The sequence below is a fragment of the Lelliottia jeotgali genome (genome assembly GCF_016771845.1).
GTDB lineage: Bacteria > Pseudomonadota > Gammaproteobacteria > Enterobacterales > Enterobacteriaceae > Enterobacter > Enterobacter jeotgali.
In genome coordinates this window covers 91665-114380 of sequence record NZ_JAENMQ010000003.1, presented here as the reverse complement: position 1 = coordinate 114380, position 22716 = coordinate 91665, and the positions used below count along the sequence as shown (strand labels likewise).

The following is a 22716-nucleotide window of genomic DNA, read 5'->3' as shown; positions in this document are numbered from 1 at the left end:
GCGTTTACGCCTGCGTCTCTTGCCAGTCTGCCAGCGTGTACAGCGTCGCGCCTGCGGTCGACATCTCCATGAAGGCCAGCGCGCTATCCTGCGCCTGGATATTCACGCCGCGACAGCCATCGGTAATCACGCTGACGTTATACCCCAATTTTAGCGCATCAAGGACGGTGAACTTCACGCAGTAATCCGTCGCCAGCCCCATCACAATCAACTCACTGATTTCGTGATGACGCAGCCACGCGTCTAGCGCGGTTTTTTGCCGATGCTCGTTATCGAAAAAGGCGCTGTAGCTGTCGATATTCGGATTTTCGCCTTTATGAAACACCGCGTCGAGAGCCTTCTGGTCCAGCAGGGGATGCAGTTCCGCCCCTTCGGTCTGCTGGATACAGTGATCCGGCCAGAAGGTCTGCGCCAGCCCGTCCAGTTCACCCTGAGTAAAAGGCTCGACGTTATGCTGGCTGGCAAAACTGCCGTGATTCGCTGGATGCCAGTCCTGGCTTGCGACCACCGCTTCGCCGCGCGCTTTACACCAGGCGATGAGCGTATTGGCGACATCCACGGTGCTATCGCCACCGGCGACGGCCAAAGCACCACCGGCGCAGAAATCATTTTGCAGATCGACCAGCAGCAGGGCTCGTTGCTTCATAGAAACTCCTTATTCGTCCGGCGTCAGCTCACCGCGCAGGTTTTGCATCATCGCGGCACGCATGGATTGCACGTCCAGATTCTGGCTGAGTAAGTAGTGAAGTTTAGTCAGCGTGGCTTCGACCGTCATATCATACCCGCTAATGACGCCCGCATGTGCCAGCGCGTTGCCGGTGGCGTAACCACCCATATTGACTTTGCCGGACATGCACTGGGTCAGGTTAATCACCAGGATGCCGCGATCGCTCGCTTCCTGTAGCTCTTTCAGGAACTCGCCGTTCTGCGGGGCATTGCCCACGCCATAAGAGCGCAGGATCAGTGCTTTCACCGGCTGGCGCAGGAAGTTACGCACCACGTCGGCAGAAATGCCCGGATAGATGGTCACCACGCCAATTGGCTGCGGGGTGATCGGATGAACAATCAGTTCGCCCGCCGTGTGCGGGGCAGGTGGTGTACCCAAACGGCGGATATGGATGCCTGCTTCCAGCAGCGGCTGCAAATTTGGCGACGCAAAGGCGTCGAAACCGTCGGCGTGGGCTTTGGTGGTGCGGTTCCCGCGATAGAGGCGATTATTGAAGAACAACGACACTTCGTTGATCGGATAATTGGCCGCCACGTACAGGGAGTTCAGCAGGTTAATCTGCCCGTCGGAACGCAGTTCGGCCAGCGGGATTTGCGACCCGGTAACGATCACCGGTTTGCCCAGATTCTCCAGCATGAACGACAGCGCCGAGGCGGTAAATGCCATCGTGTCGGTGCCGTGCAGGATCACAAAGCCGTCGTACTCGTCGTAATGGGCTTTGATATCTTCGGCGATATGCTGCCAGTCTTCCGGCGTCATATCTGACGAATCCATCAGCGGATCGTACTCGTGAATGGTGAAGTCCGGCATCTCCTGGCGATGAAACTCAGGCATCAGCGCCAGCTGGCGCTGCAGATGACCGGAAACCGGGATATAGCCATTTTCAGAGCGCTGCATACCGATAGTACCGCCGGTATACGCCACATAAATCGATTTCTTCTGCATGGTTTTCAATTCTTGTGCTTCAAAGAAAAATCCCCCCTTCGCGAGAAGAGGGGACGGGGTTTAGCGTACGTTAGCGCAGGTGAGGCAGAACGCGTAACGGTTTTGCGGATCGTTAAAGGCGGCGAGCTTATCGCTTTCGGCTTTCACTATGTTTGCCGCAGTTGCCACCGGCGCAGGCAGATACGCCTGAATGGCAGCAGGCAACATCGCGCGTACTGAGCCGGACATGCTGTTCATCACCATATCGACGAACGTCGGCTCATCCTGGTAATACGACACATGCCACTGTTTCAGTTTCGCCAGCTCAGCGGCTTTGGCGACGGCGTCGTCGAAGTCACCCAGGCTATCGACCAGACCGTTGCTCTTCGCGTCCTGACCGGTCCAGACATGGCCCTGCGCAATTTTATCGACCTGTTCCGGCGTGGATTTACGGGATTCCGCCACTAGGTTGATAAAGCGCTTGTAGCCGTTTTCGATGCTCAGCTGCATCATCTGCGACACTTCCGGCGGCAACGATTTGGTCACCGCCACGTCCGCCAGCGGCGATGTTGCCACGCCATCCGTGTGAACGCCCAGATAGTCGAGGCTGTTTTCGACGGTGTTAATCACGCCAAAGATGCCGATAGAACCGGTTAAGGTGCTTGGGTTAGCCACGATGTAGTTCGCTGGCGTAGAAATCCAGTAACCTCCGGATGCTGCCATCCCGCCCATCGACACCACCACCGGTTTGCCCGCCGCACGCGCCGCCGCCAGTTCGGCACGGATCACTTCCGACGCGCTGACGCTGCCGCCAGGGCTGTTCACTCGCAGGACAATGGCTTTCACTTTCGGGTCCAGACGCGCATCGCGGATCTGCGACGCAGTCGTATCTCCGCCCACGTTCCCCGGCGTCTCTTCCCCGTCCATGATCGCGCCGTTAGCGAAGACCACGGCCACGCTGTCGCCCGATTCATCCGGTTTTTTCGGCGTGTAATCATAAAGGCTAATGGCGCTGTAGTTCTTGTCTTCTTTGCTCCAGCCAAACTGTTTGGTCAGCGCTTTTTCGATCTCCGCGCTGGAGCCAAGCGTATCAACCAGTTTGTTATCCAGCGCGTATTTCGCCGTATCGCCGCCGACTTTGGTCAGGCCATCCAGCATCGCCTGTGCGCCAGGGAAGACCTGTTCAGGCGTGATTTGTCGGTTGGCCGCCACGGTAGCGAGATAGTTTTGCCACAGTTCGCCGATCCAGCGGCTGTCCGCTTCACGCGCGGCAGGGGACATATCATCACGAATAAACGGTTCAACGGCGGATTTATAGGTGCCGACGCGGAAGACGTGGGTGGTGACTTTCAGCTTATCCAGCAGCGATTTGTAGTACAGACCGTTGGTGGCAAAACCGTGCAGATCGACGGTGCCCTGTGGGGAGAGCCAAATTTTATTGGCAAAACTCGCCAGATAATATTGCCCCTGGCTGTAGCTATCCCCGACCGCAATCACCGGTTTGCCGCTGTCGCGGAATTCGCGCAGTGCTTTACCGATGTACTGCATCGAAGGCTGGTCGGCCCCGGCGAAGTTTTTTAGATCCAGCACGATCCCGGTAATGTTGCGATCGTCCTTCGCCTGACGAATGGCGTCGACGATATCAAACAGGGAGTTTTCCTGCATGCGATCGGACGTAGAGCCGAGCAGCTGACGGCCAATCACGCCCAGACGATTGCTGGTGGAAGGCTTATCGACAATCACACCAGTGATATCCAGCAGCAGCGCGCCGCGTCCGGAATGCTGGGCCTGATTGCTGCTACTGATATGCAACCAGATCCCTACGCAGACCAGGATCAGGAAGATGAAAAAGACATTCATCACCAGTTCGCGGACAAAATTGAGCAACCGCCACGTCCATTTAAAGAAACCGGCAAAAATTCGCCAAAGGGTTCGCATGTATTCTCCCAAACCAGATAATGACCGTTTCCGTCGCGACTGGACGGCAATGTGGGGTTATCGTAATGACCCAACCGCCACTTGTCAGCAGGAATCGCCCACTGCGCTGTAACAAATTCTGCTCTCGTGTTAATTTTGTGAATAAATTTCAAGACAGGAGTTAAACAATGGACGCACTCGAACTGCTTGTTAACCGTCGTAGCGCTTCACGTCTGGCGGAACCTGCGCCTGCGGGCGAACAGCTGGAAAACATTCTGCGCGCCGGTATGCGCGCGCCGGATCACGGTACTTTGACGCCGTGGCACTTCTTTATTATTGAGGGCGCTGGTCGCGACCGTTTCAGCACCTTGCTTGAGAATGGCGCGATGGCCGCCGAACAGGATGAAAAGGCGATTGATAAAGCGCGCAATGCGCCGTTTCGCGCGCCGATGATCATTGCGGTGGTGGCAAAATGCCAGCCTGAGCATAAAGTACCGGTCTGGGAGCAAGAAATGTCCGCAGGCTGCGCGGTGATGGCGATGCAAATGGCTGCCGTCGCCCAGGGCTTTAACGGCGTCTGGCGCACCGGCCCGCTGACCGACAGCCCGGTGGTGCGTGAAGGATTCTCCTGCGCAGAGCACGATAAAATCGTCGGCTTCCTCTATTTAGGCACGCCGCAGCTGAAAGCCTCGACCACAATCTCAACGCCAGACACCGCTCCGTTCGTCACCCGTTTCTGATAATCACGCTAAACTGTCTGGATTATGAGCAAGCGTCGCATAATTCAGACAGTCATACTTACCTCATCACGGAATGAGCGCTACCATAGCGCGATTGCAATGACAGGAGATGTCCATGAGCGAGCAAACCATTCGTTTAACGCAATACAGCCACGGAGCGGGTTGCGGTTGTAAAATTTCCCCTAAAGTGCTGGAAACCATCCTGCACAGCGAACAGGCGAAGTTTGTCGACCCGAACCTGCTTGTCGGCAACGAAACGCGTGACGATGCGGCAGTGTACGATTTAGGTAATGGCACCAGCATCATCAGCACCACTGACTTCTTTATGCCGATTGTCGATAACCCGTTTGATTTCGGGCGTATCGCGGCGACCAACGCCATCAGCGACATCTTCGCGATGGGCGGTAAACCGATTATGGCAATCGCCATTCTCGGCTGGCCAATCAACACTATTCCACCAGAAATTGCGCGCGAAGTGATCGAAGGCGGTCGCTTTGCCTGCCAGCAGGCGGGCATCGCGCTGGCGGGTGGACACTCCATCGACGCGCCAGAACCGATCTTCGGCCTCGCCGTCACCGGCGTGGTGCCGACCGAGCGCGTGAAGCGCAACAGTACCGCGCAGGAAGGCTGCAAACTTTTCCTCACCAAACCGCTGGGGATTGGTGTGCTCACGACTGCGGAGAAAAAATCCCTGCTTAAGCCAGAACATATCGGCCTCGCCACGGAAGTGATGTGCCAGATGAACCTGGCGGGCGCGGCATTTGCCAATATCGACGGCGTCAAAGCGATGACCGACGTCACCGGTTTTGGTCTGCTCGGTCACCTGAGCGAAGTCTGCCAGGGTGCCGGCGTTCAGGCGCAGGTCTGGTATCAGGACATTCCAAAACTACCTGGCGTGGAAGAGTACATTGCGCAGGGCGCGGTGCCGGGCGGTACGCAGCGTAACTTTGCCAGCTACGGTCATCTGATGGGCGACATGCCGACAGAGTGGCGCGATCTGCTGTGCGATCCGCAAACCTCCGGCGGTCTGCTGCTGGCCGTTACCCCTGACGCGGAAGCTGAAGTCAAAGCCACTGCCGCCGAATACGGCATCAACCTGAGCGCCATTGGCGAGCTGGTCAGCGCGCGCGGCGGTCGTCCGATGATTGAGATCCGTTAATTCGATGCGTTTGTTTATTGCGGAAAAGCCGAGCCTGGCCCGTGCGATTGCCGATGTGCTGCCCAAGCCGCATCGCAAGGGCGACGGCTTTATCGAATGCGGAAACGGACAGGTGGTCACCTGGTGTATCGGTCACCTGCTCGAACAGGCGCAGCCGGATGTCTACGACAGCCGTTACGCGCGCTGGAATCTCAACGATCTGCCGATCGTGCCGGAAAAGTGGAAACTGCAGCCGCGTCCCTCCGTCACCAAACAGCTTAACGTCATCAAACGTTTTCTCCACGATGCCGAAGAAGTGGTTCACGCGGGTGACCCGGACAGGGAAGGGCAACTTCTGGTGGACGAGGTGCTCGACTACCTCGAACTGGCGCCGGAAAAGCGTCAGCAGGTTCAGCGCTGCCTGATCAACGATCTCAACCCGCAGGCGGTGGAGCGTGCGATTACGCGTCTGCGCGCCAACAGCGAATTTATCCCGCTGTGCGTTTCGGCCCTCGCGCGAGCCCGCGCCGACTGGCTGTACGGCATTAACATGACACGTGCTTACACGATTCTGGGACGTAACGCCGGTTATCAGGGCGTGCTCTCCGTCGGGCGCGTCCAGACGCCAGTGCTTGGGCTGGTGGTACGCCGCGATGAAGAGATCGAAAACTTCGTGGCGAAAGATTTCTTCGAGGTGAAAGCGCATATCGTCACTCCGAAAGACGAACGTTTTACCGCCACCTGGCAGCCGAGCGATGCCTGCGAATCGTACCAGGATGAAGAGGGTAGACTGCTGCATCGTCCGCTGGCGGATCATGTGGTCAACCGTATCGGCGGCCAGCCGGCAATAGTCACCAGCTATAACGATAAACGGGAATCAGAACCCGCACCGCTGCCGTTTTCTCTCTCTGCGTTGCAGATTGAGGCCGGTAAACGCTTCGGCATGAGTGCGCAGAACGTGCTCGATATCTGTCAAAAACTGTACGAAACCCACAAGCTGATTACCTATCCGCGTTCAGACAGCCGTTACCTGCCGGAAGAGCATTTCGCCGGGCGCCACGCGGTGCTGAATGCGATTGGCGTTCACGCGCCGGACCTGCTCCCGCAGCCCGCCGTGAACCCGGACACCCGCAACCGCTGCTGGGATGACAAAAAAGTCGACGCGCACCATGCGATTATCCCGACGGCGCGCGCCAGCAACGTTAATCTCAGCGAGAACGAAGCGAAGATCTATAACCTGGTGGCGCGTCAGTATCTGATGCAATTCTGCCCGGATGCGGTATTCCGCAAATGTGTGATTGAGCTGGAGATCGCCAAAGGCAAATTCGTTGCTAAAGCGCGTTTCCTGGCGGAAGCGGGCTGGCGCACGCTGCTCGGGAATAAAGAGCGCGACGAAGAAAACGACGGCACGCCGCTGCCAGTGGTCGCAAAAGACGACGAACTGCTGTGTGAAAAGGGTGAAGTGATCGAGCGACAAACCCAGCCGCCGCGCCACTTTACCGACGCCACGTTGCTTTCGGCGATGACCGGAATTGCCCGTTTTGTGCAGGACAAAGATCTGAAAAAGATCCTCCGTGCGACCGACGGATTAGGCACCGAAGCGACGCGCGCGGGAATTATCGAGCTGCTGTTTAAGCGTGGTTTCCTGATTAAAAAAGGGCGCTATATCCATTCGACCGATCCGGGGCGGGCGTTGATTCACTCCCTGCCGGAACTGGCTGCGCGACCGGATATGACGGCGCACTGGGAGTCGATCCTGACGCAAATCAGCGAGAAGCAGTGCCGCTATCAGGACTTTATGCAGCCGCTGGTGGGGACGCTATTTGAGTTGATTAACCAGGCGCGCAATACGCCGGTGAAATCGTTCAGAGGGATGGTGGCACCGGGCGGCGGTGACGCCAGGAAAAAGTTTAAGAAGAAGAGTGCGGCCTAAAACGCCCGGTAGCGCTGGGCTTACCGGGCCTACAACACCATGAACGCAGGCCGGGTAAGGCGGAGCCGTCACCCGGCAATGGTTGTGCGGCCTGAAAAACGCCCGGTGGCGCTGCGCTTACCGGGCCTACAACACCACGCACGTAGGCCGGGTAAGGCGAAGCCGCCACCCGGCAACACACGATGGTGCGGCTTAAACCACCCCTTGCCCAATCATCGCATCGGCCACTTTCACGAATCCGGCGATATTCGCGCCGCGCACGTAGTTGGTTTGCTCCGCTTCACCACCGTACTCCACACACGAATGATGAATATCCAGCATGATGTGATGCAAACGCGCATCCACTTTCTCGGCTTTCCAGCCCAGACGCGCGGCGTTTTGCGCCATCTCCAGCCCTGACGTTGCCACGCCACCGGCGTTCGCTGCTTTACCCGGTGCGAACAACACACCTGCTTCGAGGAACAGATCTGTTGCTTCGATCGTGGTCGGCATATTCGCCCCTTCCGCCACCGCTTTCACGCCGTTTTTGATAAGCAAGCGGGCAGCGTCCACATCCAGTTCGTTCTGCGTTGCGCACGGCAGGGCGATATCCACCGGCACCGCCCACGGCTGCTTGCCTTCCAGATAGGTCAGGCCAAATTCGCGCGCGTAATCCGCTACGCGACCGTCGCGGCTGGCTTTGATTTCGCACAGGCGCGCCAGTTTTTCGGCTGTAAAGCCCGCTTCGTCCACCACCGTGCCGCTGGAGTCCGACGCCGTCACCACGCGTGCGCCAAATTGCATTGCTTTTTCGATAGCATATTGCGCCACGTTGCCGGAGCCCGACACCGCCACGCGCATTCCTTCGAAGCCCAGGCCGTGACGTTTTAACATCGCTTCGGTGAAGTACACCAGGCCGTAACCCGTCGCTTCCGGGCGGATCAGACTCCCGCCAAATGACAGCCCTTTCCCGGTAAACACGCAGGCGCTGTTGTTAGAAAGTTTTTTCATCATCCCGGCCATAAACCCGACTTCGCGTCCGCCCACGCCGATATCGCCCGCAGGCACATCGGTGTCCGGGCCGAGATGGCGATACAACTCCGTCATCAGCGCCTGGCAGAAACGCATCACTTCGCCTTCGCTTTTGCCTTTCGGGTCGAAATCGCTGCCGCCTTTACCGCCGCCCATTGGCAGGGTGGTCAGCGCGTTTTTAAAGGTCTGCTCAAAGCCGAGGAACTTCAGGATCGACAGGTTCACGGAAGGGTGGAAGCGCATTCCGCCTTTGAACGGACCAATCGCGGAACTGAACTGGACGCGCCACGCGCGGTTCACCTGCACCTGATTTTTGTCGTCCACCCACACCACGCGGAACTGAATCACACGTTCGGGTTCAACCAGGCGTTCAAGCAGGGACATCTGACGATAACGCGGGTTTTCTTCAAGGAAAGGCCAAAGGGTGGTCATGACTTCCCGAACGGCCTGGGCAAACTCGCTCTGATGCGGGTCGCGCTGTTGAACGTGGGTAAGAAACGATTCCAGAGAGCGTGTCTGATCCATAGATATAAGAACCTCTTATAAAAATTTTTCTAATTTTGTGTGTTGTGTGGGTGATTTGTGGTCGTTTTCGACTATACCACCCGTTCCGCTTTGCGAGGCAAGGGAAAATTGGTCATGAAAGTGAAATTAATCAGCGGCCCTGCGTCATAACTAAAAACGATGACGCGAGAAATTAAAGGTTCAACGCTGAAGAGCCGTTATAGTCATTATCAGGACACAACAGGAAGAGACGTCTATGAACCGTTACGTGATTACCGCGCTGTTTGCTCTTTTATCCGCAGGGGCTCAGGCCGACCGCATTCGCCCGGACGTCGAAGTTAACGTACCGCCTGAAGTCTTCAGCTCCAGTGGTCAGCGCGCGCAGCCCTGCAATCAGTGCTGCATCTATCAGGATCAGAACTATTCGGAAGGGGCAGTGGTGAAAGCCGACGGCGTGCTGCTTCAGTGTCAGCGCGATGAGAAAACCATCAGCACGAATCCGCTGGTCTGGCGGCGCGTAAAAGGATAAAGGCTTCCAGCAGCGGAATATCGGCGGGCGCGAGATCATACGCGAACGCCTCCTGCGGCGTACACCACACCAGATTGCTGTGATAGTGCGCGGTCGGCTCGCCGCTGAAGGTCGGGACGTACCAGGCGTGCAGATGAATCAGCCGCCCGGAGACTTCCCGCTGATGGCTGGCAACGTACTGCGTCGGCTGCGCTTCTATCCCTAACTCTTCGCGCAGCTCGCGGGACAGCGCCTCGGGCTGCGTTTCATCGGCTTCAACTTTACCGCCAGCGAACTCCCACATTCCAGGTTGATCCGCTTGTGCAGGGCGCTGGGCGAGAAGAATTTTGCCTTCTTTTTCAAGGATGGCGGCAACAACATCGAGAGTTTTCAGCATGGTCGTCAATAATTGCAGTTTAAAAACGACATATTATCGTCGACTTGCAAAGAGTCCAGCCATCAGGAGCGTTCGGTGAAAGAAACATCCGCCTGGGTCCAGCCCGTAAAATCCATCCCCGCTAGCCTAAAGCCCATTGCAGCAATGCAGAAAAAACACTTCGGTGTGGTGCTCAATCCCACCCGCTGGTGGGGAAGAATGCCGCGTCTTTTCTGGCTGGTGGCGCTGTTTGTCGGTTTTCTGGAACGCAAAAATGCACGACTGGAACCTAAGTTGCGTGCGCTGCTGATGACCCGCATTTCGCAGCTCTGTCACTGCGCGTTTTGTATTGACGCCAACAGCCTGCGTCTGGCCGAACGCTGCGGCGCGCTGGATAAGGTTCAGGCGGTGAGCGACTGGCGAGAGTCTGCGCTGTTCAGCCCGGAGGATCGTGCCGCGTTGGATTACGCCGAAGCAGTGACCGCCACGCCGCCGCAGGTCACAGATGCAATCAAAACCGAATTGAAGCGCTATTACAGCGATGAACACATCACCGAAATGACGGCCTTGATTGCGTTTCAGAATCTCTCGGCGCGTTTTAACGCCGCGCTGGAGATCCCATCCCAGGGCCTTTGCGACGCATCCAAAGGAAAACCGCATGTTTGATCGTCATCTTCATCCTCGCCTTAAACCTGCGCTCAACCGCTTGGTGGCGCTGATTGATAAGCCGTACATCAGCGCCGACGGCATGACGCTGGCAGGTTTTGCTATCGGCGTACTGGCCCTGCCTTTTCTGGCGTTGGGCTGGTATGTCGCCGCGCTGGTCGCCATTATACTGAATCGCTTATTCGACGGGCTGGACGGCGCTCTGGCCAGGCGTCGCGGATTATCGGACGCGGGCGGATTTCTCGATATCGCACTCGATTTTCTGTTTTATGCCCTGGTGCCGTTTGGTTTTGCACTCGCCGCACCGCTGGAAAACGCGCTGGCCGCCGCCTGGCTACTGTTTGCGTTTATCGGCACCGGCAGCAGTTTTCTGGCCTTTGCAGCGCTGGCTGCAAAGCACGATATTGATAACCCAGGCTATGCGCATAAGTCGTTTTATTACATCGGGGGATTAACGGAGGGGACGGAGACCATCGCGTTGTTCGTGCTGTGCTGCCTGTTTCCGGCGCACTTTACGCTATTCGCCTGGATCTTTGGCGCGTTGTGCTGGCTCACCACCACAACGCGCATCTGCAGCGGGTATCAGACCCTGAAAGCGATCAAACCTTAAAGGGTGCTTTCCGGCGTCAACGGACCGGTGGTGATCGGGTTACTTGGGTGGCTGCTCCATTCGTACCACCCGCCGTCATAGACCGAGACGTTTTTCCAGCCCATCGCACGCGCGTACATGAAGGTTTCTGACGCGCGCCAGCCGGTGCCGCAGTAGAAGGCGACGTGCTGATCGGGCAGAATATTCCATTCTTTCCACATCGCGGCGATATCATCGGCGCTGCGCATGGTGCCGTCCGGGTTGTGGAAATCTTCCATATGGGTGGCATCGCTGCCCGCATGGCCCCAGCGTGCGCCCGCAATTTCACCTTTTGGCTTGATGTAGCTGTAGCCGCTGGTTTCGCCGGTGAATTCCGGCCATGAACGAATGCTCACCAGCGACGCGTCTTTGCGATGCAGCATCCCGCGCGCCTGTTCCATATCCACCATCAGCTGCGGCTGGCCTGGAATCGGTGTGCCGAAATCATTGGCTGGTGTCACTTTCGCTGGCATTCCGCGCTCGACCGGCAGATCGGCGTCGGACCAGGTTTTCCAGCCGCCATCCAGAAGACGCACATCTTTCACTCCCGCGTAGAGCATAATCTGCGCCACACGCGCCGCGGCATACACGTCGCGACCATACAGAATCACGGTGGTGTCGTGGCGAATACCTTGTTTTGCCAGCAGCGCTTTCAGTTTGTCGTCAGAAACTTTATTCCACAGCGGCTCGCTTTCCACGTCGTTGGTATCGATATAGCCTGCGCCCGGGATGTGGTTCAGCAGATAGAATTTTGGTGCCCCCCAGGCAGCTTCGATAATTTTATAATCGCCTGCAGGAGCGGCAGCGACTTTTTTGCCCTGCATCAACTGATGCAGCCACTCGGGATACACCAGCTGTTCGAAATGCGGCAGGCGCTGCAGACGATCGGCATTTTGCAGCGCATCGCCCAGGGTGGAAACGTGCTGATACCCGGCTTTGGCGAGGCGTGCTTTCACCGCCTGGTTATCCGCATCGCTGCCGTACAGGCCGATGGCGGAAGCCGGCGCGAGATTATGTTGTTTGGCCCAGTCGGCGAGCTGCTCATCGCTCATGATTTTCAGCCAGTTGGCTGACAGGTTCAGGGCGGCGGGTTCATGCCCGGAGGTGCCGGACAGCGTTTGCGGCCAGCCGTTATAGAAGGCGCTGGCACGGGTGTCGATTACCGCGCCATGCTGCTGTTGCAGCTGGGCCAGCGTCACAGAAGAGGCCATATCAGCGGCGAAAGTGGAGAAACTGGCAAGACAAAGTGCCAGCGCGGTCAGTTGAGAAACACGTTTCATCGAAGAACCTGACGTGAAATAAAAGGTGCGTCATTTTCGTCTTCCCCTAAACAGAATTCCTTGCGTTAGCACAGGGTTTATTGCCACCCGGCGAGCTGAATTACCCGGCCATCCGCCGGAATATCGTCTTCATCGTGCGTCACCAGTACCACCGGGATATTGAGTGCGTGAACTTGTCCGAACACCCAGGTTCTGAATGTTTCCCGCAGTTTCTTATCCAGGCGACTAAAGGGTTCGTCCAGCAGCAGCGCCTGCGGTTGCGCCAGCAGGGCGCGGAGCAGACTGATGCGAGCGCGCTCACCGCCCGACAGCGTCGCCGGATCGCTGGCATAAAACCCCTCCATACCTGCACTTGCCAGAGCCTGTTCAACCTGCTCACGCCGCGCCGTTCGAACGTGCGCCGGGAGCGCCAGCATCAGATTTTGTCCGACGCTAAAGTGATCGAACAGCAGCGCGTCCTGGAACAAAATCCCAATCCCCCGTTTTTCGACCGGGCGCGCATCCAGACGCTCATCGTCGAGCCACAGCTCGCCCTGCGCGTGAAAATCGGTGGACAGTGCGCCGACCATCCACGCAAACAGACTCGATTTTCCGCTGCCCGAAGGCCCCATCAGGGTGAGGATTTCGCCGCGTTCAACGCTGAAATTCACCTCGCGCAGAAGCGGTCTAAGAGTAAGATTTTTGACGGTCAACATCAGCGTAGCCCTTGTCGATAGAGGCCTGCGAGGCGGGATAATCCTGCCGCGAGGGCAAATGCTGCCGCAGTCAGGGCCAGCAACCACAGCGCGCGTCCCGCAAGTATGGCGCTACTGCCACCGCTGCTAAGCGCCACGGCTTCCGTGGTGAGCGTGGCGAAACGCCCGGCCCCGAGCCACAGCGTCGGCATGTATTGCGCCATGCTCACCGAAAACCCGGTGGCAAAAGCGATCAGAATAGGGCGCACCAGCAGCGGACATTTGATGCGCCAGAATATTTTACCTCGATGCATTCCGAGGGTTTTGGCGATCAAAATAAGTCGAGGATCGAGCCTGCGCCAGGCGGGTTGTAACACCAGAAGCGTCCACGGCAGCACCCACAGCAGATGTCCCCACAGCACCGCAGAATAGCTCCCGTCAAAGCCAAGAGACAATGCCAGACTGTACTGCCCGGACACCAGCGGCAGGGCGGGCAATGCCAGCGGCAACCATAAGCAGAGTGTGCCGCGCGATGGCCCCCACTCCAGCCACAGCAGGACAGTGCCCAGCGCAATCAGTGCCGACATCAGGGCGAAAGAGAGGCTGACGTTGAACGGTACAACGTCAAAATCACTCTGTTTTGCCAGCAGGAGCAGCACCACGGCGCATATCAGCCCGCTGAGCGGCAGCAGCCAGCTAAAAGTGGTTCCAGTAACTGGAGGCCCGGCGACGTGGCGCTGACCGGAAACCGCAGGAACAGAAGGCCGCCAAAGTTTCCACAACCCGTAACTAGCGCCGGTAAAAAGAGCCAGCAGCAAAAGTAAAACCAGACACAGCAATGTCCCCTTGATGTGCTGATCCACATCGCCCTGGCTGAGCCACTGCCAGGCCAGCACCGCGAGCGTTGGCGGGTTGCCCGGTCCGAGAATTATCGCGACATCCACCACCGACAACGACCAGGCGATGACCGCCAGCATCACTGCACCCAGCGCCGGAGCAATTGTCGGCAACACCAGCCACAGCAGCCCCTGAAGGCGCGAATAGCCGAGGGTTTGCAGCACCACCATTTTCTGCGCCAGCGTCTTTTCCGGCAGCACGGCGTAGATCGCCCACAGCACAAAGGCGCTCTCTTTAACCGCAAGCGTCAGGCCGAGGCCGATTCCGTAGCGATCCAACAGAGGCGAACAGGCGCTGCAAAGCTGATAAAACGCGCCGCCTTCTGCGAAGAGCAGCAGCACGCTGGTGGCGAACGCGACGTGCGGGACGGCCAACAGCCACGGCAGACGGGCGTTCATCTGCTGCCAGCGCTTTCCGGGCCACAGCGCCGCCACAATGCAGAGGGCGATAAACAGCGAACCGACGGTGGCGATTGCCGTGGAGACCAGGGTGGCGAGCAGCGCCTGGGGCAGTTGCGGATCGCTAAACAGGGATTGCCATCCGGCGACGGATAACGCCGGTTCCAACAGCATCACGGTGGCGGGGAACAGCGGCGCGTAAATGGCGACTATCGCCAGCCACACCAGCCAGCCTAGCGGGTGCCGTAGCGACGCAACCATTCCTGCTCCAGGGCGTTCACCCAAGCCGCGTGCGGCTCAGGCTGCATGGTCGGTAAGCCCGCCGGAATAAACTGGCGCAGTGCGCTGGCCTGTTCAGCAGGCAATTTTTGCGGGTCCAGCACGCTCGGATCTCCCCAGATTTTTGGGTCAGCTTTGCGAATTTGCGCATCGGGTGAGAGCAGGAAATTGGCAACCACTTTGGCCCCCGCGCTGACGCTGCTGTTGGCCGGGATCGCCACGAAATGCACATTCCCAATCGTTCCGTCGGCAAAGCCGAAGCTGAAAGTGTCAGCAGGCAGTTCACCGCTGGCGACTTTTTGCTGTGCGTGCGCCGGATTAAAGGTCAGGGAGAGATTCAGATTGCCGCTGGCGAGCAGGGCGTCCATGCGCGCGGGTGACGGCGGGAAATCTTTGCCTTCGCGCCAGAGTTGCGGGTGAAGCTGATCCAGATAACGCCACAGCGGGGCGGTGACGGCGTTAAAGGTGTGCGGGTCGGGCGCAGTTTTCAGCGCATCCGGCGTTGTTGTCAGGTTCAGCAGGAGCTGTTCCACAAACGCAGTGCCGGTAAAATCAGGCGGGCGCGGATAAGTCACTTTGCCTGGATGTTGTTTTGCGTAGTCGAGCAGGGTAGCAGGATCGCGCAGTGACGCTGAGAGCGTAGATTTGCGGGCAATAAAGGTCAGCTGCGCCGCGCCCCACGGGGATTCTGCGCCGTCAGTGGCGATGGCAAAATCTTCGGTTACCGGTTTGGTGGTATCGACATACTGCCAGTTTGGCAGCATTTGCGCCCAGCCCGTTTGCAGCCGATTCGCCTCTTTTAACGTGCGGAAGTTCTCGCCATTGACCCACAGCAAATCGACTGAACCTTTGGTCGTGCGTCCGGCCTGAAATTCGGTCTGGATACGTTTCACCGCATCGGCGGCGTCAGCCAGATGCACAATTTTCAGGTTAATCGCGTAGTGAGTTTTCATCTCCTCGCTCACCCAGTCGAGATACCGATTCACCGCAGGGTCACCGCCCCAGGCGTTAAACCAGACCGTCTGACCTTTGGCTTGCTGTTGAATAGTCTGCCAGTCACTGGCGGCGAGGGCCGGGGTTGCCAGCAGCAGCCCGGTCAGAAACATGCAAGAACGCACACGGCGCATAATGCCTCCCTGTTAATGAGATGAAGGGGAAAAACGAGTGAAGAGCCAGCGGGTGACCAGCGGCAATAGCCCTAATAGTGTAAAGGCGATAAGCATTCCCGGCGACAGAATATCGCGCAGGGACGTCAACTCCCCCAGTTCGCGCCCGGCGTTGAGGAAAATCACCGTCGCAGGCAGCATCGCCAGCTGGCTAACCCACCAGTAGCGCGCTACGCCAATAGACGTTAATCCTGAAAGCAGATTAACCAAAAAGAACGGGAACACCGGCATCAGGCGCAGGGCAAACAGATAAAATGCGCCGTCGCGCGCCACGCCTTCGTTCACCGTCCGCATCGGTTTAACGAAGCGGCGTTGTACCCATTCGCGCAGCACATAGCGGCTGGCAAGCATCGCCAGCGTTGCTCCCAGCGTGGAAGCGAACGACACCAGTACCATCCCTTCCCAGAAGCTGAACAGCGCTCCGCCCAGCAGCGTCAACAGCGCCGCGCCGGGAATCGAAAAGGCAGACACCAGCACATACAGGGCGAAATAGAGGGCGGCACTTTGCACCGGGGCGCGATGGACGTAATCAACCAGCATCAGCCGGTGCGATCGGAGTGATTCGAGAGAGAGAAAGCCCGGTGGCAGGAGCGCGATAAGCAAAGCAAATGCGCCCAACAGGGCGCACAGGAAGAGGATTTTTTGCGTTTTCACCGGTAATTACAGTTTGAATTTCGCCCAAACCGGCGCGTGATCGGACGGCTTTTCCATGCTGCGAATGTCGTAATCGATTCCGGTTTCGATGCAGCGCTCAGCCAGCGGTTGGCTTGCCAGCAGCAGGTCGATGCGCAGACCACGGTTGTCGTCAAAACCTTTGGAACGGTAATCAAACCACGAGAAACGATCCTGTGTATCCGGGTTTGCGCTGCGGAAGGTATCCACCAGACCCCAACCCTTCAGTCTGTCCATCCACTCGCGCTCTTCCGGCAAGAAGGAGCATTTACCGGTGCGCAGCCAGCGTTTGCGGCTGTCTTCCCCGATGCCGATATCCAGATCCGTTGGGCTGATATTCACGTCGCCCATAATCAGCACCGGATTGTCTTTGTTCAACTCGGTGTTCAGATAATCTTGCAGATCCTGGTAGAACTTGGCTTTCGCCGGGAATTTGGTCGGATGGTCGCGGCTCTCCCCCTGCGGGAAATAACCGTTGATCACCGTAATATTGCCAATAGGTGAAGGGATTTCCGCCATGATAATGCGACGCTGTGAGTCGTCGTCATCGCCTGGGAAGCCGCGACGCACGGAGACCGGCGTCTCTTTCGTTAACAGCGCGACGCCGTAATGGCCTTTCTGCCCGTGATAAAAGACGTTGTAACCCAGCTTCGCAACATCTTCGAGGGGGAACATATCGTCGTGAACTTTTGTCTCCTGCAGGCCGATCACGTCTGGTTGATGTTGTTCGACAATCGCTTCCAGTTGGTGAGGGCGGGCGCGCAGGCCGTTGATATTAAAAGAGACAAATTTCATAGTCGCTGCCAATGCAAGGTGAATAGTGCATGGATGGTAGCAGAATTTGCGCCGCCTGTTATCGGGTTCGGCCAATAACTGCAACAGATCGTCCCATTGGTGCAATTTTTGCACCATTTCGACGCGCCTTGCCCTCAAACAGGGCGTAAACGGTCGATAAATTTCGCCAGCGATCACAATTCCAGAATTATATTTTGCCTGTGCATAATATTTCTCGTTTTCGTCCCGCCAACCGCCGCTTGTGGTAAAAATATTCACTTATTATGCACTAACAGTGAATAACTCCATGTCCTAACATGTTGATATTCTGTCACCTCATCCCGTTTATGCATTTTTATCGCTGGCTGGCACGAACTCTGCAATCTACATTCACAGTGCAAACACTCAATTATTTAACATTTAAACAACTTATTATTTACCGGATGAGGTCGCTATGTCTCTGTCAATTACGCGTGAAAATTTTGATGAATGGATGATGCCGGTTTACGCTCCGGCGGCTTTTATTCCGGTACGCGGGGAGGGCTCACGCCTGTGGGATCAAGCAGGCAAAGAGTATATCGACTTTGCGGGCGGGATTGCGGTGAACGCGCTGGGACACGCACACCCGGCGCTGCGCCAGGCGCTGAACGATCAGGCGGCGAAGTTCTGGCACACCGGAAACGGCTACACCAACGAGCCTGCGCTGCGGCTGGCGAAAAAGCTGATCGACGCCACCTTTGCCGAAAAAATCTTCTTCTGTAACTCTGGCGCGGAGGCCAACGAAGCGGCCCTGAAGCTGGCGCGTAAATATGCTCACGACCACTTCGGCGCGCAGAAAAGCGGAATTGTGGCCTTCAAAAATGCCTTCCACGGACGCACGCTGTTTACCGTCAGCGCCGGTGGACAACCGGCCTATTCGCAGGATTTCGCCCCGTTACCGCCGGATATTCGTCACGCGGTGTTTAACGATCTGCAATCCGCTAAAGAGCTGATTAACGACAATACCTGTGCGGTGATCGTCGAGCCGATGCAGGGCGAGGGCGGTGTGGTCCCGGCGGAGAAAGCCTTCCTGCAAGGTCTGCGCGAGCTGTGCGATCAGCACAACGCGCTGCTGATCTTTGATGAAGTCCAGACCGGCGTGGGTCGCACCGGCGAGCTGTATGCCTACATGCACTACGGCGTCACGCCTGACGTGCTGTCGACGGCGAAAGCGTTGGGCGGCGGCTTCCCGATAGGCGCAATGCTGACCACCAACAAATGCGCCAGCGTGATGGTCGTCGGCACCCACGGCACCACTTACGGCGGTAACCCGCTGGCCTCGGCGGTCGCCGGACAGGTGCTGGATATTATCAACACGCCAGAAGTGCTGAACGGCGTGAAGCAGCGTCACGACTGGTTTGTTGAGCGCCTGAATGCGATCAACAGCAAGGTCGGCATGTTCAAAGAAATTCGCGGTCTGGGGCTGTTAATTGGCTGCGAACTGACGGCTGAATTTGCCGGAAAAGCTAAACTTATTTCACAGGAAGCAGCAAAAGCGGGTGTGATGGTGCTCATCGCGGGCGCCAACGTGGTGCGATTTGCCCCCGCGTTGGTGGTCAGTGAAGAAGAAGTCACCACCGGATTAGACCGCTTTGCGCTGGCCTGTGAACAGGTGAAATCCGGGGTGTCATCATGATGGTCATCCGTCCCGTTGAGCGCGGCGATCTTGCCGGACTCATGCAGCTTGCCGGTAAGACGGGAGGCGGGCTGACCTCGCTTCCTGCCGACGAAAAAACGCTGTCGGCGCGTATTGAGCGCGCCATTAACACATGGCTTGGGACGGTGCCGAAAAGCGAACAGGGATACGTCTTTGTTCTGGAAGATACTGACACAGGAACCGTGGCCGGAATTTGCGCCATCGAAGTGGCGGTCGGCCTCAACGAACCCTGGTACAACTACCGGGTCGGCACGCTGGTTCACGCCTCGAAGGAGCTGAACATCTACAACGCGCTGCCGACGCTCTCTCTCAGCAACGATCACACCGGCAGCAGCGAGCTTTGCACACTGTTCCTCGATCCTGAATGGCGCAAAGAGGGCAACGGCTACTTGCTCTCTAAATCGCGCTTTATGTTTATGGCCGCCTTCCGCGATCGCTTTAACGAAAAAGTGGTGGCAGAGATGCGCGGCGTGATCGACGACAAAGGCTACTCCCCATTCTGGGAAAGCCTCGGCGAGCGCTTCTTCTCGATGGAGTTCAGCCGTGCGGACTATCTGTGCGGCACCGGGCAGAAGGCGTTTATCGCCGAGCTGATGCCGAAACATCCAATTTATACCGATTTCCTTAGCCCCGAAGCGCAGGCGGTGATTGGTGAAGTCCATCCGCAAACCGCCCCGGCGCGTGCGGTGCTGGAGAAAGAGGGTTTCCGCTACCGTAATTACGTCGATATTTTTGATGGCGGCCCGACGCTGGAGTGCGATATCGATCGCGTGCGTGCGATCCGCAAAAGCCGCCTGGTGACGGTCGCCGAAGGGCAGCCAGCGCCAGGTGAATGGCCGGCCTGTCTGGTGGCGAATGAACAATACGACCATTTTCGCGCCATGCTGATCCGCGCGAATCCAAAATGTGAACGTCTGGTGCTGACCGCAGCCCAGCTGGATGCCCTGAAATGTAGCGCAGGCGACACGGTTCGCCTGGTGCGACTCTGCCCCGAGGAGAAAACAGCATGAGTTTATGGATTAATGGCGACTGGGTGACGGGCGAAGGCGAACGCCGCGAGAAAACCAATCCGGTAGGTAAAGAAGCGCTGTGGGCCGGAACCGATGCCAGCGCCGCGCAGGTGGAACAGGCGTGTAAAGCGGCGCGTGCCGCATTCCCGGCGTGGGCGAAACAGCCGTTTAGTCTGCGTCAGGCGGTGGTTGAGAAATTTGCGACGTTGCTGGAAGCCAACAAAGTCGAGCTGACCAGCATTATCGCCCGCGAAACCGGTAAACCGCGCTGGGAAGCGGCGACCGAAATCACGGCGATGATCAACAAAATCGCCATTTCGGTGAAGGCCTACCACACCCGCACCGGCGAGCAACGCACGGATATGGCCGACGGCGCGGCGACCTTGCGTCACCGCCCGCATGGCGTGCTGGCGGTGTTTGGCCCATATAACTTCCCTGGCCATCTGCCGAACGGCCACATTGTGCCTGCGCTGCTGGCGGGCAATACCGTGATTTTCAAACCGAGCGAGCTGACGCCGTGGAGCGGCGAGGCGGTAGTCAAACTGTGGGAGCAGGCCGGTCTGCCGCCGGGCGTGCTGAACCTGGTGCAGGGTGGACGCGAAACCGGTCAGGCGCTGAGCGCATTGAGTGATATCGACGGACTGCTGTTTACCGGTAGCGCAGGCACGGGTTATCAGCTGCATCGCCAGCTGGCGGGGCAGCCGGAGAAAATTTTGGCGCTGGAGATGGGCGGCAACAACCCGCTGATTGTCGACAACGTGGACGATATCGACGCCGCCGTGCATCTGACCATCCAGTCGGCGTTTGTCACTGCCGGACAGCGCTGCACCTGCGCGCGCCGTCTGCTGGTCAAGCGCGGAGCACAGGGCGATGCGTTCCTGGCGCGGTTAGTGGAAGTGAGTGCGCGTCTGGTTCCCGACGCATGGGACGCCGATCCGCAGCCGTTTATCGGCGGACTGATTTCTGAACAGGCGGCGAGCAACGTGGTTAAGGCCTGGCATGAACACGTGGCGCGCGGCGGGAAAAGCCTGCTGGAGCCGAAGCTTGTCCAATCGGGGACGTCGCTGTTGGCGCCGGGGATTGTGGAGATGAGCGGGGCGAGCAATGTCCCGGATGAAGAGACCTTCGGGCCACTGCTCTGCGTCTGGCGTTACGACGATTTCGATCAAGCCATTGCGATGGCGAACAACACCCGCTACGGCCTGTCGAGCGGGCTGATCTCCCCGGACCGTGAGAAGTTCGACACGCTGCTGATTGAAGCGCGCGCCGGGATTGTCAACTGGAACAAACCGCTGACCGGTGCGGCAAGTACCGCGCCGTTCGGTGGCGTGGGCGCCTCGGGCAACCATCGTGCCAGCGCCTGGTATGCGGCGGATTACTGCGCGTGGCCGATGGCGAGCCTCGAAACGCCTGCTCTGACCCTGCCGGAAAGTCTCAATCCGGGGCTCGATTTTACGCAAGGGGATCGTCATGAAAGCGCATGAGGTCAACTTTGACGGGCTGGTGGGGCTGACTCACCACTATGCCGGGCTGTCGTTTGGCAATGAAGCCTCAACGAAGCACCGCTTCCAGATTTCCAATCCGAAACTGGCGGCGAAGCAGGGCCTGCAAAAGATGAAAGCCCTGGCGGATGCCGGTTTCCCGCAGGCGGTGATCCCGCCGCAGGAGCGCCCGAACGTTGAGGTTTTGCGCCAGCTCGGGTTTAGCGGTAGCGACGAACAGGTGGTAGAAAAAGCCGGAACGCAGGTGCCGCACCTGCTGTCGGCAGCCAGTTCTGCCTCGTCCATGTGGGTCGCTAATGCGGCCACCGTTGCCCCTTCGGCGGATACGCTGGATGGCAAAGTGCATCTCACCGTCGCGAACCTGAATAACAAATTCCATCGTGCGACTGAGGCGGTGACCACCGAGCGCGTGCTGCGTGCGATTTTCAACAACGCAGAACGGTTTAGCGTTCACGAGGCGCTTCCGCAGGTCGCGATGTTTGGCGATGAAGGGGCAGCGAACCATAACCGTCTGGGTGGCAACTATGGCGACCCGGCGACACAGCTGTTTGTCTACGGACGCGACGAGAGCGGGCACAATGCGCCCGTGCGTTACCCGGCGCGGCAGACGCTGGCGGCAAGCCAGGCGGTGGCGCGGCTTAATCAGGTTAATCCTGGGCAGGTGGTTTTTGCTCAGCAGAATCCAAATGTTATCGATCAGGGCGTGTTCCACAACGACGTGATCGCCGTGTCGAACCGCCAGGTGCTGTTCTGTCACGAACAGGCGTTTGCTCAGCAGGATAAATTGCTGGCGAATCTGGCCGAACGCGTGCCGGGATTTACGCCGATTCAGGTGCCAACGCACGCCGTCAGCGTGCAGGATGCGGTCGAAACCTACCTCTTTAATAGCCAGCTTTTGAGCCGTGACGACGGCAGCATGATGCTGGTGCTGCCGCAGGAGTCGCAAAATCATCAGGGCGTGTGGCGATACTTGAGCGAACTGGTGAAAGCAGATAACCCAATCAGCGAACTGAAGGTGTTCGATCTGCGGGAAAGTATGGCTAACGGCGGTGGACCGGCCTGTTTGCGTCTGCGCGTGGTGCTGACGCAAGCCGAAATGCAGGCGGTGAATTCGGCGGTAATGATGAATGACACGTTGTTTAACACGCTGAATAACTGGGTGGATCGTTATTATCGCGACCAGTTGACGCAGGCCGATTTGGTCGACCCGCAGCTTTTGCGCGAAGGTCGTGAAGCGCTGGACGCTCTGACGACGATCCTGCAACTGGGATCGGTTTATCCGTTCCAGCGCTAAGG

The 22716-nt window shown here is 57.9% G+C and carries 21 protein-coding genes; 10 read left to right on the top strand and 11 right to left on the bottom strand.

Annotated elements, in window-relative coordinates; genetic code table 11:
• Positions 1-4: 4 nt before the first annotated feature.
• Genes pncA through sppA form a run of 3 tightly spaced genes read right to left on the bottom strand, consistent with a single transcriptional unit; the run spans position 5 to position 3589 of the window.
• Positions 5-646, bottom strand: a complete 642-nt coding sequence (pncA, locus tag JBO43_RS09330) for a bifunctional nicotinamidase/pyrazinamidase (RefSeq protein WP_103948568.1) — start codon at positions 644-646, stop codon at positions 5-7.
• A gap of 9 nt (positions 647-655) precedes the next feature.
• Positions 656-1672, bottom strand: a complete 1017-nt coding sequence (gene ansA / locus JBO43_RS09325; RefSeq protein WP_095281673.1) for an asparaginase — start codon at positions 1670-1672, stop codon at positions 656-658.
• 60 nt (positions 1673-1732) lie between these two features.
• Positions 1733-3589, bottom strand: coding sequence for a signal peptide peptidase SppA (sppA, locus tag JBO43_RS09320; protein WP_202674170.1), 1857 nt, complete (start codon positions 3587-3589; stop codon positions 1733-1735).
• Positions 3590-3756: 167 nt separating this feature from the next.
• Between sppA and JBO43_RS09315 the strand changes: the two genes are divergently transcribed.
• The 3 genes from JBO43_RS09315 to JBO43_RS09305 all read left to right on the top strand — a co-directional run bounded on the left by JBO43_RS09315 (position 3757) and on the right by JBO43_RS09305 (position 7379).
• On the top strand, positions 3757-4308 hold the full coding sequence (locus JBO43_RS09315; protein ID WP_095281675.1) for an NAD(P)H nitroreductase: 552 nt from the start codon (positions 3757-3759) through the stop codon (positions 4306-4308).
• A gap of 115 nt (positions 4309-4423) precedes the next feature.
• A complete protein-coding gene (gene selD, locus JBO43_RS09310) occupies positions 4424-5467 on the top strand; it encodes a selenide, water dikinase SelD (protein ID WP_202674169.1) in 1044 nt (347 codons plus the stop codon).
• Positions 5468-5471: 4 nt separating this feature from the next.
• Positions 5472-7379, top strand: coding sequence for a DNA topoisomerase III (locus JBO43_RS09305; RefSeq protein ID WP_103948566.1), 1908 nt, complete (start codon positions 5472-5474; stop codon positions 7377-7379).
• 192 nt (positions 7380-7571) lie between these two features.
• On the opposite strand, the gene gdhA is transcribed toward JBO43_RS09305, so the two are convergent.
• Positions 7572-8915: an NADP-specific glutamate dehydrogenase gene (gene gdhA / locus JBO43_RS09300; protein ID WP_202674168.1), complete on the bottom strand. Its 1344-nt coding sequence runs from the start codon at positions 8913-8915 to the stop codon at positions 7572-7574.
• 235 nt (positions 8916-9150) lie between these two features.
• Here gdhA and JBO43_RS09295 point away from each other — a divergent pair, with 235 nt between their 5' ends.
• Positions 9151-9423, top strand: coding sequence for a YnjH family protein (locus tag JBO43_RS09295; protein ID WP_095281680.1), 273 nt, complete (start codon positions 9151-9153; stop codon positions 9421-9423).
• Here JBO43_RS09295 and JBO43_RS09290 read toward each other — a convergent pair.
• Positions 9383-9799 (bottom strand): pyrimidine (deoxy)nucleoside triphosphate diphosphatase, encoded by a 417-nt coding sequence (locus tag JBO43_RS09290; RefSeq protein WP_269154270.1) that lies wholly within the window; start codon positions 9797-9799, stop codon positions 9383-9385. The two genes, JBO43_RS09295 and JBO43_RS09290, sit on opposite strands and share 41 nt — an antisense overlap.
• 75 nt (positions 9800-9874) lie before the next feature.
• Between JBO43_RS09290 and JBO43_RS09285 the strand changes: the two genes are divergently transcribed.
• Positions 9875-10444, top strand: a complete 570-nt coding sequence (locus JBO43_RS09285) for a carboxymuconolactone decarboxylase family protein (RefSeq protein ID WP_095281682.1) — start codon at positions 9875-9877, stop codon at positions 10442-10444.
• Positions 10437-11054 (top strand): CDP-alcohol phosphatidyltransferase family protein, encoded by a 618-nt coding sequence (locus tag JBO43_RS09280; RefSeq protein WP_202674167.1) that lies wholly within the window; start codon positions 10437-10439, stop codon positions 11052-11054. Before JBO43_RS09285 ends, JBO43_RS09280 begins: the two co-directional genes overlap by 8 nt.
• On the opposite strand, the gene JBO43_RS09275 is transcribed toward JBO43_RS09280, so the two are convergent.
• From JBO43_RS09275 to xthA, 6 genes are all read right to left on the bottom strand, one after another.
• Entirely contained in the window at positions 11051-12352 is a 1302-nt protein-coding gene (locus tag JBO43_RS09275) for a sulfurtransferase (RefSeq protein ID WP_202674166.1), read from the bottom strand. The genes JBO43_RS09280 and JBO43_RS09275 overlap by 4 nt on opposite strands.
• Before the next feature lie 77 nt (positions 12353-12429).
• Complete coding sequence (locus JBO43_RS09270) at positions 12430-13047, bottom strand: ABC transporter ATP-binding protein (RefSeq protein WP_103947568.1); 618 nt, start codon at positions 13045-13047, stop codon at positions 12430-12432.
• Entirely contained in the window at positions 13047-14582 is a 1536-nt protein-coding gene (locus JBO43_RS09265; protein WP_202674165.1) for an ABC transporter permease family protein, read from the bottom strand. The genes JBO43_RS09270 and JBO43_RS09265 overlap by 1 nt, the downstream gene beginning before the upstream one ends.
• Complete coding sequence (locus tag JBO43_RS09260; protein WP_331251893.1) at positions 14555-15718, bottom strand: ABC transporter substrate-binding protein; 1164 nt, start codon at positions 15716-15718, stop codon at positions 14555-14557. The genes JBO43_RS09265 and JBO43_RS09260 overlap by 28 nt, the downstream gene beginning before the upstream one ends.
• A 21-nt stretch (positions 15719-15739) precedes the next feature.
• Complete coding sequence (locus JBO43_RS09255) at positions 15740-16420, bottom strand: TVP38/TMEM64 family protein (RefSeq protein WP_202674163.1); 681 nt, start codon at positions 16418-16420, stop codon at positions 15740-15742.
• A gap of 6 nt (positions 16421-16426) precedes the next feature.
• The gene (xthA, locus tag JBO43_RS09250) at positions 16427-17233 is read right to left on the bottom strand and encodes an exodeoxyribonuclease III (RefSeq protein ID WP_095284245.1); all 807 of its coding nucleotides are present in this window, start codon (positions 17231-17233) and stop codon (positions 16427-16429) included.
• A gap of 433 nt (positions 17234-17666) precedes the next feature.
• On the opposite strand from xthA, the gene astC reads away from it, so the two are divergent.
• From astC to astB, 4 genes are read left to right on the top strand one after another with little or no spacing between them, the layout of a single operon-like run.
• A complete protein-coding gene (gene astC / locus JBO43_RS09245; RefSeq protein ID WP_095281689.1) occupies positions 17667-18887 on the top strand; it encodes a succinylornithine/acetylornithine transaminase in 1221 nt (406 codons plus the stop codon).
• Positions 18884-19918, top strand: coding sequence for an arginine N-succinyltransferase (astA, locus tag JBO43_RS09240; protein ID WP_202674162.1), 1035 nt, complete (start codon positions 18884-18886; stop codon positions 19916-19918). Before astC ends, astA begins: the two co-directional genes overlap by 4 nt.
• Complete coding sequence (astD, locus tag JBO43_RS09235) at positions 19915-21402, top strand: succinylglutamate-semialdehyde dehydrogenase (RefSeq protein WP_202674161.1); 1488 nt, start codon at positions 19915-19917, stop codon at positions 21400-21402. Before astA ends, astD begins: the two co-directional genes overlap by 4 nt.
• Positions 21389-22714, top strand: a complete 1326-nt coding sequence (astB, locus tag JBO43_RS09230; protein WP_202674160.1) for an N-succinylarginine dihydrolase — start codon at positions 21389-21391, stop codon at positions 22712-22714. Before astD ends, astB begins: the two co-directional genes overlap by 14 nt.
• Positions 22715-22716 lie beyond the last annotated feature (2 nt).

Excerpts from the sequence above, each read along its gene's own strand:
- pncA (WP_103948568.1), bottom strand. The coding sequence starts at position 646 with ATGAAGCAACGAGCCCTGCTGCTGGTCGATCTGCAAAATGATTTCTGC.
- ansA (WP_095281673.1), bottom strand. The coding sequence starts at position 1,672 with ATGCAGAAGAAATCGATTTATGTGGCGTATACCGGCGGTACTATCGGT.
- sppA (WP_202674170.1), bottom strand. The coding sequence starts at position 3,589 with ATGCGAACCCTTTGGCGAATTTTTGCCGGTTTCTTTAAATGGACGTGG.
- JBO43_RS09315 (WP_095281675.1), top strand. The coding sequence starts at position 3,757 with ATGGACGCACTCGAACTGCTTGTTAACCGTCGTAGCGCTTCACGTCTG.
- selD (WP_202674169.1), top strand. The coding sequence starts at position 4,424 with ATGAGCGAGCAAACCATTCGTTTAACGCAATACAGCCACGGAGCGGGT.
- JBO43_RS09305 (WP_103948566.1), top strand. The coding sequence starts at position 5,472 with ATGCGTTTGTTTATTGCGGAAAAGCCGAGCCTGGCCCGTGCGATTGCC.
- gdhA (WP_202674168.1), bottom strand. The coding sequence starts at position 8,915 with ATGGATCAGACACGCTCTCTGGAATCGTTTCTTACCCACGTTCAACAG.
- JBO43_RS09295 (WP_095281680.1), top strand. The coding sequence starts at position 9,151 with ATGAACCGTTACGTGATTACCGCGCTGTTTGCTCTTTTATCCGCAGGG.
- JBO43_RS09290 (WP_269154270.1), bottom strand. The coding sequence starts at position 9,799 with ATGCTGAAAACTCTCGATGTTGTTGCCGCCATCCTTGAAAAAGAAGGC.
- JBO43_RS09280 (WP_202674167.1), top strand. The coding sequence starts at position 10,437 with ATGTTTGATCGTCATCTTCATCCTCGCCTTAAACCTGCGCTCAACCGC.
- JBO43_RS09275 (WP_202674166.1), bottom strand. The coding sequence starts at position 12,352 with ATGAAACGTGTTTCTCAACTGACCGCGCTGGCACTTTGTCTTGCCAGT.
- JBO43_RS09270 (WP_103947568.1), bottom strand. The coding sequence starts at position 13,047 with ATGTTGACCGTCAAAAATCTTACTCTTAGACCGCTTCTGCGCGAGGTG.
- JBO43_RS09265 (WP_202674165.1), bottom strand. The coding sequence starts at position 14,582 with ATGGTTGCGTCGCTACGGCACCCGCTAGGCTGGCTGGTGTGGCTGGCG.
- xthA (WP_095284245.1), bottom strand. The coding sequence starts at position 17,233 with ATGAAATTTGTCTCTTTTAATATCAACGGCCTGCGCGCCCGCCCTCAC.
- astC (WP_095281689.1), top strand. The coding sequence starts at position 17,667 with ATGTCTCTGTCAATTACGCGTGAAAATTTTGATGAATGGATGATGCCG.
- astA (WP_202674162.1), top strand. The coding sequence starts at position 18,884 with ATGATGGTCATCCGTCCCGTTGAGCGCGGCGATCTTGCCGGACTCATG.
- astD (WP_202674161.1), top strand. The coding sequence starts at position 19,915 with ATGAGTTTATGGATTAATGGCGACTGGGTGACGGGCGAAGGCGAACGC.
- astB (WP_202674160.1), top strand. The coding sequence starts at position 21,389 with ATGAAAGCGCATGAGGTCAACTTTGACGGGCTGGTGGGGCTGACTCAC.